Below are 16,521 nucleotides of genomic sequence, written 5' to 3'. Positions count from 1 at the left end.
GCTCTCACTCCATTCCTGGCGCGCTGGAAAACAGCGGCAGGAGCACCGTCGCGCAAGTGCCGCGCCCCAACCGCGAGCGCAACTGCAATTCTCCCTGATGAGCACGGGCCACAGCCTTGACCACAGTCAGGCCAAGGCCTGTCCCGGTGGTCTTGGTGGTGAAGAATGGTTCACCCAACCGCGCCAGCACGGCCGGCTCGATGCCACTGCCGCTGTCACTGACGCACAGGCGCAAGGTGTTGTCGCGGGTATAGAGGTGCACTTTCAGCCGGACATCGCTGCCACTGGCCTGGATCGCATTTTCAATGAGGTTCAATACCGCGCCCACCAGCGTGTCGCGGTTGCACAATATGTCCCCGGCATGGCTGTCGCACTGCCAGCGGATCGACAGGCCCTGCACATGGGTCAACGCGGCAGCCTGCAATGATTGAAGCAGCGCCTTGGGAGTCACGCGGTCGGTCAGCGGCAGCTCGCCGCGGGCGAACACCAGCATGTCACGCACCTGGTGCTCCAGCTCATGCAGGCGTTCCTTCAAGCGCCCGGCGAACCGTTGCTGGGTTTCCATCGGCAGGGGCTGTTCTGTCAGATGACTGGCGTAGAGCAGCGCGGCCGACAGCGGCGTGCGAATCTGGTGCGCCAACGACGCCACCATCCGCCCCAAGGAAGACAGGCGCTCATGGCGGGCCAGCTGATCTTGCAGGTGACGGGTTTCGGTCAAGTCGTTAAGCAACACCAGTTGGCCAGGCTCGGCGTCCAGCGAACGGGTCGAGATGGACAACCGTCGGCCGTCCTTGAGGGACACTTCGTGGCCGTCATCCTCGCGGGGCGCGAAGCAGCGGGCGATGACGTGGCGCCACAGCTCACCTTCCAACGGCAGGCCGAGCAACTCGCAGGCGGCCGGGTTGGCTTCGCGCACGCGACCATGGGCATCGATGACGATGACGCCCCCCGGTAGCAAGTCGAGAAGATTCTGCAAGCGATTCGCCAGACGCTCTTTTTCCGCCAACTCCTGCATGCGCTGGGCACTGACCACGGCCAGCTCCCCCTTGAGCTCGGTCACCCGGGCTTCCAGCAGGCTGTAGGAGTCCGTCAGTTGGCTGGACATCTGATTGAACAGCGAAAAGGCCTGCTCGAGTCCAAGCCGGCTCGCCTGTTCGGCGCTCGGCAGGTGTCCCGGATCAGGGACAGGAGACATCTGGGCTTGGGCGGCTTGGCTCATCGGGCTCTCTCGCTTGGCTGACCGTCAGTTAAACGGAACGTTGCGAGGGGTGTAGCAATACCCGTGCCGAGACAAAGAGCAAAGAAAAAGTGCATGTGTAGCGAGGGCGCTTGCTCCCGCCAGGACGTGCAGCGGCACTGTTTAGAGCCTGTCAGGCGAACCAGCAGGGACAAACGCCCCCACCTTCAACAGTCAGGCGCGTGGAAAACAGGCGTCAATCATCCGCCTGTTCATCACCTTCGCGTCGGCTCATGCCGTACTTGCGCATTTTTTCCACCAGGGTGGTCCGGCGAATGCGCAGGCGTTCCGCAGCACGGGCGACAATTCCGTTGGCGTCGTCCAGGGCCTGCTGGATCAGCCCTTGCTCCAGGCCGCCAAGGTAGTCCTTGAGGTCCAGGCCTTCGGGTGGCAGCAGGGCATTGGCGGTGAAGTCCGGCGTGTGGCCGTTGATCGCCACCCGCTCTTCCAGATCACTGCGCAGGCTGTCGACCATCTGCTCGTCTTCATCGTCGACATAGCGGAATTTTTTCGGCAGTTCGTTCACACCGATCACCCCGTACGGGTGCATGATCGCCATGCGCTCCACCAGGTTGGCCAGCTCGCGGACGTTGCCCGGCCAGCCATGCCGGCACAAGGACATGATCGCTGCCGAGTTGAAGCGGATCGAACCGCGCTTCTCGTGCTCCATGCGCGAAATCAATTCATTCATCAGCAGCGGAATGTCTTCGACCCGCTCACGCAGCGGCGCCATTTCGATCGGGAATACGTTGAGGCGGTAATAGAGGTCTTCGCGGAAACTGCCGATCTCGATCATGCTCTCGAGATTCTTGTGGGTCGCGGCAATGATCCGTACATCGACGCTTTGGGTCTTGTTGCTGCCCACGCGCTCGAATGTACGCTCCTGCAAGACCCGCAGCAGCTTGACCTGCATCGGCAGGGGCATGTCGCCGATTTCATCGAGAAACAGCGTGCCACCATTGGCCAGCTCGAAACGCCCGGCGCGGCTGGTGATGGCACCGGTGAAGGCGCCCTTCTCATGGCCGAACAGTTCGCTTTCCAGCAACTCGGCCGGAATCGCTCCGCAATTGACCGGCACGAACGGCGCTTCGCGGCGCTTGGAATGGTAATGCAGGTTGCGCGCGACCACTTCCTTGCCGGTGCCCGACTCGCCCAGGATCAGCACGCTGGCATCGGTATCGGCGACCTGCTGCATCATCTGGCGGACGTGCTGGATGGCCCGGCTGGTGCCGACGAGGCTGCGGAAAAGATTGGGTTCGCGGTGCCGGCCACGCTCGCGGGCCTGGTCGTACATCTCGCGATAGACCTGCGCACGGTGCAGCGAATCCAGCAACTTGCTGTAGCTGGGCGGCATTTCGAGCGTGGAAAGCACACGGCGACGCTGGTCTTCTGGCAAGTCAAGGGAAGAATTTTCGCCCATCAACAAAACCGGAAGGAACTCATCCCAGGTTGAGAGTGTCTTTAGCAAGCCCAATAGCGTAGCGGGAGCATTTACGGTCCCGATAAGGACACAAATGACTTCACGGCTGGACGACAAGGAGCCGACGGCCTGCTGCCAATCATGGCTGCCGCAGGGCAGATTTTCTTCGCCAAGAAAATTCAGGATCACCGCCAGGTCACGGCGGCGAACGCTATCGTCATCGATCAGGAGAATTTTGGTTTCACGCCACATGCAATAGCAACTTCCCTAGTCAACCCAATGCCCGAAATTAGGGGGCAAGCTAGACGCTTGCAGACTTGTCATGCCTGTAGACGCCTCAAATCTGTAAACAGATACTAGTTAAGTCAAAAAACCGTGCACAGTCAAATTTATGGCGCAGCGGCGTTGGATTAACTGAGCATTAACCGAACAGATGGTAAACCTTTGCAGCGTTCTGTGCTTGATGGACTTGCGACATCTCGTCGACGATTGCCTGGCGCTCCCCTGTCGCCGCCTCGAGCAACTGCTTGTAGACCCCCAGCAATTCCTCAAGATTGTTACGCAACGTCGCCTCGTCCACCCCGGATTCACTCAGGACGTCTTCCATGCACGAACGGCACGTCAAGTCCAACTGACCGATTGCCTCCCAGTTGCGCTGGGCCAGGGCATCGACCAGCGCATCACGGGTTTGTTCTATTCGCTGCAAGACAAGACTCATGAGAGTACTCCTTAGAATTGCGGACCAGGCGCGGCGATGCCATCCCAGCCTTCTTTGACCGTGCGCAGCAGATCGGCGACTTCGTCGAGGATCTTCGGGTCGGTCTGGATGTTGGCGTCGGTCAGACGCTTGATCATGTAGGCATACAGGTTGTCCAGCTCCGTCACCGACTCGGCCTGGTTCTCCAGGTCCAGCCCTTCACGCAGGCCGCCGATGATGCCGATGGCCTTGCTGATCAGGATGCCTTTGCTGGCGATGTCCTTGCGCTCCATCGCGCCCTTGGCCTGGGCAATACGGTCCAGCCCACCTTCCATAAGCATCTGCACCAGACGATGGGGACTTGCCTCGGAGGTTTGCGCCTGGGCGCCAATCTTCTGGTATTGGCGAAGGGCCAACATCGGATTCATGTTCTACCTCATCAAAAATCTTCGGTTCGTATAAACAGCGTATCGACGCTGCGTCAAAAAACTTTAGACCGAAAAGCCGAAAGCCCGGAACGTTGTCAAAACGTTGCCGGGCTTTTTTGCATCGGTCGAAATCAGCTGTTTCGCTGTTGCGCCGTCAGAGCCTCGAACATCGAAGTGATGTTACTGGCCGTGGCCTTCAGCTTGCCGACCAGGGTGTCCATGTCGTTGTACTTCTTGGTCAACGAGGCCGTCAAGGTCTCGACCCGGCGATCCAGGGCCGCCTGATCGCTCTTGAGGCGGGTCTGGGTCTTGGTCAGCGCAGAGGTCCGCTGGTCGAGAATGCCGCCGGTCTGGGTGAAGGGCTCGATCGCCTTGCCCATGCGCTCCAGCAAGCCGTTGGTACCGGTGAACATCGTCTGGACTTCACCGCTGAGTTTCTTGTCATTCATGGCCGTGTTGAACTTGGCGGTATCGAAGTTCAACGCACCCGTCTTCTGGTCGGTGGTAATACCCAGCTGGGCCAGCACCGTCAGCTTGTCGCCGGCGCCCGTCTGGGACAACGGTTCGCGGATCGTCGCCAGGAGCGAGCGAGGCAAAGAGTCACCGGTCAGCTTGGCCGGTATTGTCGGGTTGCCATCATCGTCCAGGGACGGCTTGGTCAGCGCAGTGACACTGTTGGCGACCGCGTTGTAGGCGTCGACAAATTTCTGGATCGAGGCTTTCAGGCCATCATTGTTCGGCGCGACGGTAACGGTTGACGTTCCGTCTCCTGGCACTCCGACCAGATTCAGGGTCAGTCCGGAAATCGCCGTGCTCACCGTGTTGCTTGCGCTGGTCAGCTTCATGCCGTCGACGGAAAACACGGCGTCCTGGGCCAGGGCACCGATAGCGCCCGCCGAGGTGGCCGTCAGCGCAGCACCGTTGGCACCCACGACGTTCGTCCCATCGATCTCCAGCCCGGCGATGCCGCTGACCGAGATGTCGGAACCTGCGCCGGTGGTGGTGGAACCCAGCACCAGCCGCGAACCAAAGGAGTCGGTCACGATGTTGGCGCTCAAACCGGCGGCCTTCATGGACGAGTCGGCGTTGATCGCGTCACGCACCGATTGCAGGGTCGAACCATCCGGCACAGTGAGGTTGTAGTTGACCCCCTTCTGCGCGATGGTCAGCGTGCCGGAAGGGATCGCACTGGTCGTACCGCCGGCGAAAGCCGCCGAGGTGACCTTGGACGCCGTGGCGAGGTTGGTGACCTTGATGGCGTAAGTGCCGTTCACCGCCGTGTTGCTGGCGGTAGCCGTGAGGACACCGGGGACGGAAGAGGTTGCGGCAAAACCCGCGAATTGCGGGGTCCTGGTGTTGCCCAAGTCCTTCATGGCGGTGTTGAAGGCTGCCAGCAACGACTTCAGGGTTCCGACCCCCGAGATACTGTTGCTAGTCGTGGTGGTGGCTCGGGTGATCTGACCTTGCTTGGCAGCCTTGTCGGAATCGACCAGCGCCTTGACGATCTCAGTCGTATTAAGGCCAGAACCCAGCCCCAGGCCAGGTAGAATTGGACTTGCCATGAGGAACTCCCTTCAGTGTGTCGCCGGCCTTTTGACCCCTACAACGCCCAAAAGTACATAGCAACGAAATTCGTGCCGATTGTCAGGCTTCAGCGCTGAACAACAAGCTGTTTGCATCATTCAAACTGTTCGCCAGTTTCAGAACTTCTTCGTTCGGGATCTGGCGAATCACTTCACCGGAACCGCTGGCGATGACTTTGACCACTACTTTGCCTGAAGGCTCATCAATAGAGAACTCCAGATTACGCTTGACCGACTGGACGAACTTCTCGATTTCCTGAACGGCCTTCTTGAGTTTGTCTTGCTCGGCAGCAGCGTCCTTGGGAGTTTCCTTGACCGGTGCCACGGAAACAACATCGGCTTGAGGCTTCTCCACTGGCTTGTCGGCCACTGTAGGCGTCGGCTTCGCCGCTGGATAAGACAAGTTCAGCTTCACGCTCATATCCATGTCCATCACCTCTTGAACGGAAAAAGCGAGAGAGCACGCATGCGCACTCCCCCGCTAAAACTCATCCAGCTATTACTGAAGCAGCTTCAGTACAGCGGATGGCAGTTGGTTGGCCTGGGCCAGAACCGAAGTCGACGCTTGCTGCAGAGTCTGCTGCTTGGTCAGTTGTGCAGTTTCAGCAGCGAAGTCGGTATCTTGTACGCGACCCAGTGCAGCACTGGCGTTTTCGTTGATGTTCTGCAGGTTGGAGATGGTGCTGGCGAAACGGTTCTGAGCAGCACCGAGGTCGGCACGAGCACTGTTGATGGTGTCGATCGCGCTGGTGATTGCGTCCATTGCGGCCGAGAAGTTGGTTTCAGCAGTAGCGCTGTCGGAACCAACGATGGTGATTGCCGAGTCAACACCCAGGGCCGCGGCGTCAAAGCTGGCGCTCAGGGTCAGGGAGATCTGGTTGTCGGAACCGGTGTTCGAACCAACCTGGAAGGTCATGGTGCTAGCAGTACCGTCGAGCAGGTTCTTGCCGTTCAGGTTGGTGCTGTTGGCGATACGGGTCAGTTCGTCGCTCATCTGCGAGAACTCTTTGTTCAGAGCGATACGGTCATCTGCGCTGTTGCTATCGTTACGGGACTGGATGGCCAGTTCACGCATACGCTGCAGAATGTTGGTTTGCTCTTGCATCGCGCCTTCAGCGGTCTGCGCCATGGAGATACCGTCGTTGGCGTTTTTGATTGCCATGGTCTGACCGCGGATTTGCGAGGTCATACGGGTAGCGATCTGCAGGCCGGCGGCGTCGTCTTTGGCGCTGTTGATTTTCAGGCCGGAAGACAGACGAGTCATCGAAGTGGAGAGAGCGTCGGAAGCACGGTTCAAGTTCTTCTGAACGTTCAGCGAAGTAGTGTTGGTGTTTACTGTTAAAGCCATGACGAATTCCTCGTTGGTTGGGTACTGCGGCTTCCGGCCCTTTGGCAACCGCCGGGGTGTGGCCTAGAGAACCTTCGTAATAGTTATCGTCGGGTTGGGAACTTGCTTGAGGGCTTTTTTCAAAAAATTTGCTAGCAGACTGCCACCCCTTGATAAACAAGGGCTTAGCGTGGAGCGAAGCGCTGAAAAATGGCGTCAAAAACCTGATCCATGAAATCGCAGGCAAAAAAAGTGGGAGCGGGCTTGCTCGCGAAGGCGGTGGATCAGCTTGTATCTGTGCTGAAGTACCGACGCCTTCGCGGGCAAGCCCGCTCCCACACTTATGTTCCGGTGTGAATCAGTCGCGATAGAGAATCGCCGATCCCCACGACAGGCCCACGCCGAAACCGCTGATCGCCACGCGCTTCCAGTCGGCATCCAGCACGTGCTTCTCCAGCAGCAACGGAATGCTCGACGATACGGTGTTGCCGGTCTCGACCATGTCCTTGATGAATTTCTCGGGCTCACCCTCGAAACGGCGCGCCACGGCATCGACAATCGCCGCGCTGCCCTGGTGGATGCAGAAGGCATCGATGTCGCTGGCTTGCAGCGAGGATTCATCGAGCAGCTCGTGCAAATGGGCCGGCACTTTCAACAAGGCAAAATTGAACACCTGGCGGCCGTTCATGAAAAACACGCCGTCGCTGACCTTCAAGTGCGGCGCGCCGGAGCCGTCGGTGCCGAACTTGGACTTGCCCAACTGCCAGTTGGCCCCTTCGGCCATCCAGGTGGCCGTGGCGGCATCGCCGAACAGCATGGTGGTGTTGCGGTCTTCAGGGTCGACGATCTTCGAATAAGGGTCAGCCGTCACCAACAGGCCGTTCTTCAGCCCAGCGGCCTCCATGAAGCCTTTGAGAGCGTAGATACCGTAGACGTAGCCCGAGCAGCCCAGCGAGATATCGAATGCCGCCACGTGAGTCGGCAGCCCCAGCTTGTCCTGCACGATGGCCGCGGTATGGGGCAGCCCTTCTTCGTCACCGTTCTGGGTGACCACGATCAGCGCGTCGATGGACTCGCGCGACAGCTGCGGGTTGTTGGCGAACAAGGCGTTCACGGCTTCGACACACAGGTCCGAGGTTTCCTGGTCGGCGTCTTTGCGCGGCAGGAACGCCGAACCGATCTTGCCAAGGATGAACTCCTCATCCTTCTCGAATTTGGCACCCTGAGCGTAGTTATCCACGCCAGCGGTCGGCACGTAACTCGCTATGCTTTTTATGCCAATCATCATGGCTTCCCGATCATAAACTGCGACTAGGTTCCACCCCCAAAAGCTCAGGGGCGCTTCAAAATGGTTGATTTCCAAGGGCGCAGGCCATTGCCAGGCAAACGAACGGGCCTCCACTCTGCGGAATACAATACAGTGAAGATGCACTTTATGACCTATGCGTCACGCCGTTTTGTCCCGCAGAGGCATTTTTTCATGACAAACGAAGCCGTGTCATTGCCCGCGTCCGTCAGAGACTGCGGGCAGGCATCGGGTGATGAGTGGGGTACTTCGGCAAGCGCGCCGGCAGGTTCACCCTGCCGACGCTGAGCAGCGAGGTCAGGCGGCAGGTTCGTCGAGCAGGTCGGTCCACGGTACGTTGCGCACCGGTCCCAGGGCGAAACCCGCACCTTGCAGCGACAGGTTGGCGTTGTAGAAACGGTCCTGAGCGAACGCCCCGGACCACTTGCCACGCAGCGCCGCAAGCGCCTCGGGCGTACTGGCCAGCACGCCGGACTGGATGACCTGCACGTGGGGCGTCCAGACCGTCAGGTAACCCGCCTGGCCCACCCTGAGGCACAGGTCGACATCCCCCAGGGCCTCGTCGAACAGTCCGCTGTCGATGCCGTCGGCCGCGTTGAACAACTGCCGGGAAATCATCAGGCAGGCGAACGACACCGCCGAACAGTTCTGCTCGACCACCAGCCTGTTCATGTAGCCCTTGGCGGTTTTCGATTCGCCGATGAAAGGCGAGCCCACCTCGTCATTCAAGCCCAGGATCAAGCCAGCCTGGGTGATACGCCCATCGCGCTCGATCAGCCTGGCGCCGACCACACCGACTTCCGGACGCAAGGCCTGGTTGAGCAACGACTCGATCCAGTTGACGTTGAGCACCTCGCTGTCGGCCGCCAGGGTCACCAGATAGTCACCCTTGGCCTCCTGGCTGACGGCGTTGATCAACGACCCTGTCGCGACGCCGGGTTCGATCTCCAGCAACCGCACCCGACTGGCCTGATGCCCCTGGCCACCGAGCCAGGTGCGCAGCGTCGCGTGCTCGGCCGCCACGAGCGGGACCAACACCTCGTAGCGCTGATACCGGGTGCGTTGCAGCACGCTGAGCAAGCAGCGCTGCAGCGGCGTCAGGTCGGTGATGCCATGGACGATGATCGACACCATCGGACGCTCGGCAAAGCGGTAGTCGATCTTGTGTGTCCCCGGCACCGACGCGCTCACATCGGCTTGATAACCACGCACCGCCAGGTGACGCAGCAACGTCTTGCGTTCATCGGCGTTGTCTTCCACCGCCGGCGCCTGGCAGGTCAGCAAAGGCTCATCTAGGTGGGCAAGCCCTTCCAGGCCGTCCTGCTCGATCAAACGCAACAGCAGGTCGAATTCCATCGCTTGCTTGAACTCGCGGGAATAGCCGCCGAGCCTGACCAACGTCTCGCGGCGTACCAGCCAATGACGGGCCATCAAGGCCGGGGCGTTCAGCAGCAAGTCGAGGTTGAACCCTGGCCGGAACACATCGGCCAGCGTCCCGTCGGGCTGACGTTGGAACTCATCCATTGCCACAGCCTGGCACTGTGGAGCGCCCAGCAATTCCACACCCGCGCGGAACAGGCCGCCCGGCGTCAGCTCATCACCGGCCTCGGCCATGACCATCCAATCGCAATCGCTTTGGCTGACCACCTGGTTAATCTTGTCGACGTAGTTGCTTTCGTTGACCTTGACGAAATGCAGGACATTCTTTGACGTGGTCTCGGCCGGCAGATCGCCGGTGGTAAACACAACAATCTTGAACGCCCGGCAATAGCCATTGATGACGCTGTCGAACGTCGCCTGCATTTTGAAGATGTCGGCGTCCAGGTCCAGGATCAAAATGCCGAACGTCGGGCCACCGTTGCGGGCGGCCAGGTATTTGGAGACTTTCCGGGCGTCACTGGCGCTCGGCTCACGCGCTTCGAGCCAGGCCAGCAATTGGCCGGAGCGCGTGGTGTCGAACAACCTCGCGGTATTTTCAAACGCCGCCGCCTTGAGCCGTTGGTCCCAGGCCTGGAGCATTTGCACGTAGCGCTTGTCACCCTTGGCCTGCATGAGTTCGAGCAGTTGCTTGATCAGGTCCTGGTTGAACGCATAGCTGAGGAAAGCCCTCGCCAGTTGTTCATCAAGCGGCTCGGCGCTGGCATTGCGTTGGGGGCGAGACAGCTCCTTCTGCTTGAGCATGACCGCTTCCAGCTCCCTCAACTGCACCTGCCCGCTTGGCGCCGCATGAAGCAGGAATTCCAGGTCGGTGAGTTCGTCAAAGAACGCCCGGTTATAGAAAGGCATCTCGACGTATTGCGTCGGTTCGAACCGGCGAACCGGTTCGCCACGCCGCGAATCCCAAGCGGACTCCAACAGCTTGCCGGACTGCGGCACCGAGCGCTCGGCCAGTTTCTTCACGATGGTTTTGGCGTGCTCGCGCGTCGAGGCTCCCGCACCCAATGCGCTAGCCAACGTCGTGGCCAGGCGTTCCTGTTCGGCGGCCGCGCGCAGGTCCTGGGAACCCGGCACTGCGGACGGGCTTCGCGGCGGCGCCACGCGACCGCGTTCATGCACACCGTACGGAATGTCCAGCAGGCGCACCGAGGCTTCGCTCACCACACCATAGGTATGGCCGGCTTCCTGCAATCGCGAATCAAAACCGGTGGGCAACGACGCGTAGCTGCGCCGCAGGGTTTCAGTGCGCACGAGGGCATTGGCCAGCGACGGGCAATCTTCGGCAAACGCAGCCAGCCGCGCTTCGGTCGATGCTCCGCGGTAGTCATCACTGCCCTTGCGGTCGAACAGGTAGTAGTCGACGCGATCGGCGTGGGCCTCGAACGCCAGGCTGTAGCCCTGGCAGGCACTGTAGTCGGGGTGTGCCTCAAGGAACTGAAACGCCTGCTCGAGCGCTTGGGGCAGCAGGAAATCCTCGGCATCGGCCACTGCCAGGTAAGGCGTGGCGACGCGCTCGACAGCCTGGCGAACCTTGTCGCCGAAACCCGTGGCCGTGGGTGCATGCAGGTATTGCACGCCTGGGAACGCTGCCGTGATGTCGCCGCCGGGTTGGCTGGACGAGTCGATGACCAGCACGGCGAATGAACCGTCGCGGTAGTGGTGCAACGCCCGCCGCAGGGCAGTCGACTGGTCGTGAGCGAGCAGCACCAGGGTCAACCGTTCATTCAACGGCGCAGACGATCCTGTTGGGACATTGCTTTGCATATTCATTCCTTAACGAGTGGGTGACCGCATCAGCGACACCGGGAGTTTCAAGGTTGAAACCCATCAATCCGGCAGCCAGCCGTTGGCCCAGTACTGCAGGTTATCGCCGCGCAAGATAAAGTCGCGCAGCACCACTTCACGTAATTCGTCGCCCATCCGGTAACTGGCAATCGGGTCTGCCAGGTGCATGCGGATCGCCTCCAGCCATTCTTCGCTGCTGTTGGTGAGAATCCGCGTACAAGGCAAATGCCCCCGGTAAGCTTCGGTATCCGAGCAAATGACCGGATAGCCACACGCACCGTACTCCAGCAGGCGAAGATTGCTCTTGCAGTCATTGAAAACATGAAACTCAAGCGGCGCCAGGGCCAGGTCAAGGTTCAGGCTGGCAAGCTTTGCCGGATACGCCGCCAGGCTCACGCCAGGATGGAACTCATGGATATAGGGCTTGAGCAGATCCGGGCACATGCCGAAGAAAACCCATTCGACTTCGTCAGCCAGTTCACGCACGACATCTGCAATGAGCTCCAGGTCGCCACGGTGGCTGGTGCCGCCGCCCCAACCGATACGCGGCTTGCTGGAGGTGGCACGCAGGCTTCTGAGCTGGTGCCACAGGCCGGCCGCCAACATGTTCGGCACCACGCGGATATCGTGGTGCATGCTGGACAAGACGTCCGCCAGCGGATGGGTGGAAACCACCACCCGATCACACTGGGCGATCCCCCGGCGTAGCAAGTCTTCGAGGTTGTCCGGCATATTGCGACGGTGTTCGTTTTTTTCCGGGACGTTGGCGATGTAGTCATCCAATTCGTAGATGCGCATGGCCTTGGAGTAATTCTTGACCTGGGCGATGTCCTTGAACTTACCCACGTTATAGCGACCTTGAAGCACGATCACATCGGGTGACTGACGCTCGATATCGATGATCGAGGGCGTATCGTAGGCAACACGTCCCACGATCCGCCCTGCCGCTTCCAGTTCGAACAACGGCTGGCTGACCCGGTAGTGCCCCACCGCCGAGGTATTGACCGCCATCCCCAGGATCGAAGGCACGTTGCGGGTAATCAACGGATTCCAGCCGGTGCGGGGTCCGGGTTCGAGGCTGAAGCTTTTCCCGGTCAGGGTCAGGTTACGGTTGTAGGCAGGATCATTGGCGATCCTGGGCAACCAGCGCTGATAGAACGCCTCCTGCTCGTGCTCCAACCGCTGCTTCCAGGAGGCATCGCGACTGGCTTCCACGCCAGACGCCAGCACCACGTCACTGTAAGGGGTGGTGACGATCAGGTAACCGTTTTTCCCGACCTGCTGGCACAGCTCCAGGGCGTTGATGCGCTGCGTCGTGATCGACTCATCGAACCCACCGGTCTCCTCCAGCACCTGCTTGCGCACCAACAGGCAGTGATCACCGACAGCGCTCCAGTTCTGCACGGTCTGCAAGCGTTGCATATAGCCGCCTGACGTGACCGACTCGTTGACAAAGGCCCTGCCCGCCAGGCCACCGAGCCCCATGATCATGCCGGAATCGATGACCCGCCCTTGCTGGTTGAGTGTGCGGGGCCCGACGATGCCAACCTCGGGACGCTGCCCATGATTGAGCAGCTCGTCCAGCCAGGCGGCTTCCAGCACGATGCAATTGGGGTTGAGCAACAACAGGTATTCACCGCGGGCCTGCTGCACGGCGAAGTTGCGGATAACGGCTTCGTTGTCGCTTCCCGGGTGGGTGAATATTCGCAGGGTGTCGCTGCCCAATTCGGCCATTGCCCGCAACCAATGTTGCAGCTCGGCGTTCTCGCTGGCGTTATCGACGATGATGATTTCGTAGTGCGGATACGTGGTCGTGCTGATCAGGCTGTTGACGCAGCGTTCCAGCGCGCCCAGGTCATCCTTGACGCTGATGACGATCGACACCAGCGGCCGCTCGTCGAACAGATATTCGATGCGCGGGATCAACGCCAGGAGCGGCCCCGGATGCAGCCGGTGCGGTACGCCGATGCGCTGCAGGTGAGCGCCGACCAGCCGGGCGTTCTGCTCGATGACCTCGGGCAGCGAGAGCCATTGGGCGAACGAGAACATCGACTCGACCTGGACCTCGGGAATATGCCCAATGACTTGCGGCCCGTCCGTTTCCACCAGTCGCCAGACCAGGTCATGGGGGGCCAACTCGCCCAGGCTCGGATCGAACCCACCCGAGCCCAGGAATCGCTCGCGCTCGAACGCCAGTGTCCGACCGACATAGGGATAGCCGCGCATGAGGTCGACGTTGAAGTCGGGCTTGAAGATCGGCTCGGCCGATTTTTCATCCACCAGCGCGCCTTCATCGCTGTAGAGACAGACCGCACCCGGCGAACCGACAATCCGGTCGGCCATTATCAACAGCGCCGATTCGGTCAGGCGATCGCCGGCCTGCAGCAGGTAGAACCAGTCGGCACCGTCCAGCTGGGGCAGCAAGCCATTGAGCTGCTGCGCCCAATCTGCTTGCAGCCCAAGGCGCAGGACATGGTTGTCCAGTGACTGGCGACCATTGGACAACACCAGCACCGATTCGCAGGCATAGGCCTGGGCAGCAATACTCTGCAGGGTAATCCCCAGCGCATAGGCATCGTCCTGCGCGTCGATGATGACGGGGACTATCCTCGGACGATAGGCCCAGCGGGCGATCTGTCGAGACAGGACTTGCTTGCGCAATGGGCTGAAACGCCGGCACTCCAGCCACTGCACGTAGAGGTCTGCGTAGCTTTCGATGTCCGTACCGACTTGCGAACCGATAACGCCCTGCCGGGTCGCAATGATCGAGTAGACGTTGACCTCCTCCCACTCCGGTGCCCCCGGCTCCTTGGGCTGCCCCAGCGTCTGGTAACGCACCCAGCCACTGGCGGGCGCCGGCTCGCCACTGCGCTGGGCGAGCATTTCCTTGAGCCATGTCAGTTCCACCGTGGCCGCATCGAGCATCTTGGGCTGACGCCCCAGGCGATCCGGATGCAACCGCTGGCCGCTGCCCTCGGCATAAAGCTGGACCAGGTTGCCGCGGCGCAACAGGCAGATGAACAAGGCAAAGTCGAGGACAGCCTCGAAGCCTTCACCGGCCCGCGCCAACGCGGGCAGCAAGGCCTCGGCATCGGTGCGGCGCATTAACGCACCACTGAAGCCGCCGAGAATATTACGGGTGGTTTTTTCGAAATACGCCAGCATGTCAGTGCCGTTGAACAGCGCATCGAATTGGGTGATGCCGGTGTTTTCCAAGCGGATCGGCAAGGCGTAATTGTCGGCATCGATCAGGTGATGCTTGCTGACCACCAACGACACTTGCGCATGCTCCTGCAGCATCGCCGCCTGCTGGCTGACGCAGAGCGGCAACAACTGGTCGTCATCGCACAGGAACTTGATGAATTCGCCCCGGGACTCTTCAAGGCAGCGCAACAGGTTCTGCTGGAATCCCAGCCGCTGCGGGTTGCGCAGGTAGCGCACGGGGACGTTGGAACCCGCGCCAAGGGTCTGGACAATCTGCTCCACTTCATCGGTGCGACAGTCGTCGCAGATGACAATCTCCAGGTTCTCGTAGGTCTGGTCGAGCGCACTTTGCAAAGCGAGAGTGAAGAAGCGTGGGTTGAACGCGGGGATGGCAATACTGACAAGAGGAGCTGATTTCACACGCATGGCTCTCAACCGGCGGGCGTCAACTCAGGCGAGAGCAGGACGTCCTGAATCGTATAAGGAGCGAGTCAGGGACCGCGCTGGCGTCACGGTCCCTGCCCCGGATCAGATTTTGTTGAACAGACCCAATTGAGCGATCTTGCTGAACGCCAACTGCGATGCCTGCAGCATAGTCTGCTGCAAGGTCAGGCGCGTCATCACTTCGGCCGGGTCGGAATCACGAATCGCCGACTGGGTCTGGGAGTTGGCCAACACAAAACTCTGGTTGGTGTCGCTCTGGGTGTCGAGGGACTGGCCACGACCACCGACCGAACTCAACGCGCTGGTCAGCTGGTCAGTGCCACTGGCCAGGTTACCCATGGCCGAAGCCAGCGCCGCGTTCAGTTTCTGGCCGGCGATGTTGTTGCCATCGACGGGCGTTTCCAATGCCGAGCGCAACTGGTTCACGGTGTCCAGGATGTTCTGGGTCTCGTGGGTGTTGACCGCGATGCTGAACTGATCGTCGGCGGCCGGGGCACCGTTGAGCGTGAAGCTCACGCCGGAGGCGGTCGCGACGTTGCCTGCCAGGGTGCCGCTGGATACCGGCTTGCTGTCGGCGGTCAGTGGCGCGGCGTACAGGTCGAAATCCGTGGCACTGGTGAATTTCATCACGGCCGACCCCGACGGGAAACTGGCGTGGTAGGCCACCGGGTCGGTGATGGTGCTGCCGGTGATCTGGGTCGTCGTGGTGTTGCCCGGGCTGCGGGCCGGCGTGAAGCTGTCGGGCTTGGCCGCCAGGGTGAAGGTATGACCAGGCAGCACCGTGCCGGCCGCGTCGCCCGTATGAAGGTTGACGTTCAAGGTCAGGTCGACACCGCGAAAGCTAACGGTCTGCCCAGCCTGGGTGTTGGGGTTGATGACGCCGCCCTTGCTGGCTTCGGCCGTCACGTCGTTGCCGCTCGAATCGGTGATTTTCAACTGAGTGCCGCTGGCGAACTCCACGGTGTACGGTTCACCGCTGCGGAACTGGCTGTTGTAAGTCACGGCGGACGAGACCTGGCCGTTGGTCAACACCACGCGACCATCATCCACCGCTGGCGCAGTCATGGTGACCTGGCTACGGCTGGTGTTGACGGCTTGCTGGAATGCTTCCCAGCCGGTGCTGTTGGTGGCCATGGACATGGTGTCGCCGATCGGCAGGTCCAAGGTGACCTGGTCGCCGTTGTAGCTGTAGGTGCCGTCGTCGTTGCGGGTGAACGGCACGACATCGCCCTTGGAGCCGGCAAAGATGTACTTGCCGTTCTCGTCCTTGGTGTTCATCAGGCTCAGCAGTTGCTCTTCGATCGACCCCAATTCCGAGGCCACCGCCTTGCGGTCGGAGTCGGTGTAGGCGGCGTTGCCGGCGCTGACGGCCAATTCCTTGGCGCGTTGCAGCACGTTGCCGATGCTGGTCATGACCGCTTCGGTGGTGCCCAGGGTCGCCTTGATCGTGGTGACGTTCGCTTCGTATTGCGAAAGCATCGACGCCTGGTTGCCCAGTTGCAGCAGACGCGAAGCGCCCACCGGATCATCGGCGGCCGTGTTCACCCGTACCAGGCTGCTGGCCTCTTCGCTGGTCTTGACCACATTGGCGAAGTTCTTCTGGTAGTTCGCAGCCGTGCTTTCGTAAAACTGAGAGGTAGAAATGCGCATGGG

Annotated in this window: 11 protein-coding genes; all 11 read right to left on the bottom strand. The window is 60.6% G+C overall.

What is annotated here, in order from left to right; all coding sequences use genetic code 11:
* Positions 1-4: 4 nt before the first annotated feature.
* Positions 5-1,195 (bottom strand): ATP-binding protein, encoded by a 1,191-nt coding sequence (locus V5F23_RS07465; RefSeq protein WP_185057655.1) that lies wholly within the window; start codon positions 1,193-1,195, stop codon positions 5-7.
* Between the two features lie 238 nt (positions 1,196-1,433).
* Positions 1,434-2,909, bottom strand: coding sequence for a sigma-54 dependent transcriptional regulator (locus V5F23_RS07460; RefSeq protein ID WP_042732558.1), 1,476 nt, complete (start codon positions 2,907-2,909; stop codon positions 1,434-1,436).
* 169 nt (positions 2,910-3,078) lie between these two features.
* Positions 3,079-3,375 carry a hypothetical protein gene (locus V5F23_RS07455; protein ID WP_042732557.1) on the bottom strand — a complete coding sequence of 99 codons (297 nt, stop codon included), beginning with the start codon at positions 3,373-3,375 and terminating at the stop codon, positions 3,079-3,081.
* Between the two features lie 11 nt (positions 3,376-3,386).
* On the bottom strand, positions 3,387-3,782 hold the full coding sequence (fliS, locus tag V5F23_RS07450; RefSeq protein WP_042732556.1) for a flagellar export chaperone FliS: 396 nt from the start codon (positions 3,780-3,782) through the stop codon (positions 3,387-3,389).
* Positions 3,783-3,913: 131 nt separating this feature from the next.
* The gene (fliD, locus tag V5F23_RS07445; protein ID WP_047737639.1) at positions 3,914-5,344 is read right to left on the bottom strand and encodes a flagellar filament capping protein FliD; all 1,431 of its coding nucleotides are present in this window, start codon (positions 5,342-5,344) and stop codon (positions 3,914-3,916) included.
* Between the two features lie 82 nt (positions 5,345-5,426).
* Positions 5,427-5,792 (bottom strand): flagellar protein FlaG, encoded by a 366-nt coding sequence (locus tag V5F23_RS07440; RefSeq protein WP_047737641.1) that lies wholly within the window; start codon positions 5,790-5,792, stop codon positions 5,427-5,429.
* A gap of 72 nt (positions 5,793-5,864) precedes the next feature.
* Positions 5,865-6,713 (bottom strand): flagellin domain-containing protein, encoded by an 849-nt coding sequence (locus V5F23_RS07435; protein WP_042729463.1) that lies wholly within the window; start codon positions 6,711-6,713, stop codon positions 5,865-5,867.
* A gap of 337 nt (positions 6,714-7,050) precedes the next feature.
* Positions 7,051-7,977 (bottom strand): ketoacyl-ACP synthase III, encoded by a 927-nt coding sequence (locus V5F23_RS07430; RefSeq protein ID WP_042729478.1) that lies wholly within the window; start codon positions 7,975-7,977, stop codon positions 7,051-7,053.
* 318 nt (positions 7,978-8,295) lie between these two features.
* Positions 8,296-11,199, bottom strand: a complete 2,904-nt coding sequence (locus V5F23_RS07425) for a TIGR00180 family glycosyltransferase (protein WP_338497884.1) — start codon at positions 11,197-11,199, stop codon at positions 8,296-8,298.
* A gap of 63 nt (positions 11,200-11,262) precedes the next feature.
* Positions 11,263-14,844 (bottom strand): glycosyltransferase, encoded by a 3,582-nt coding sequence (locus tag V5F23_RS07420; RefSeq protein ID WP_212803862.1) that lies wholly within the window; start codon positions 14,842-14,844, stop codon positions 11,263-11,265.
* A 108-nt stretch (positions 14,845-14,952) separates the two neighbouring features.
* On the bottom strand, positions 14,953-16,518 hold the full coding sequence (locus V5F23_RS07415) for a flagellar hook-associated protein 3 (protein WP_042729465.1): 1,566 nt from the start codon (positions 16,516-16,518) through the stop codon (positions 14,953-14,955).
* Between the last annotated feature and the right edge of the window lie 3 nt (positions 16,519-16,521).

The sequence above is a fragment of the Pseudomonas sp. WP18 genome (assembly GCF_036689585.1).
GTDB lineage: Bacteria > Pseudomonadota > Gammaproteobacteria > Pseudomonadales > Pseudomonadaceae > Aquipseudomonas > Aquipseudomonas chlororaphis_E.
The sequence above is the reverse complement of the archived record's forward strand: the minus strand, read 5'-3'. Positions and strand labels throughout refer to the sequence as shown.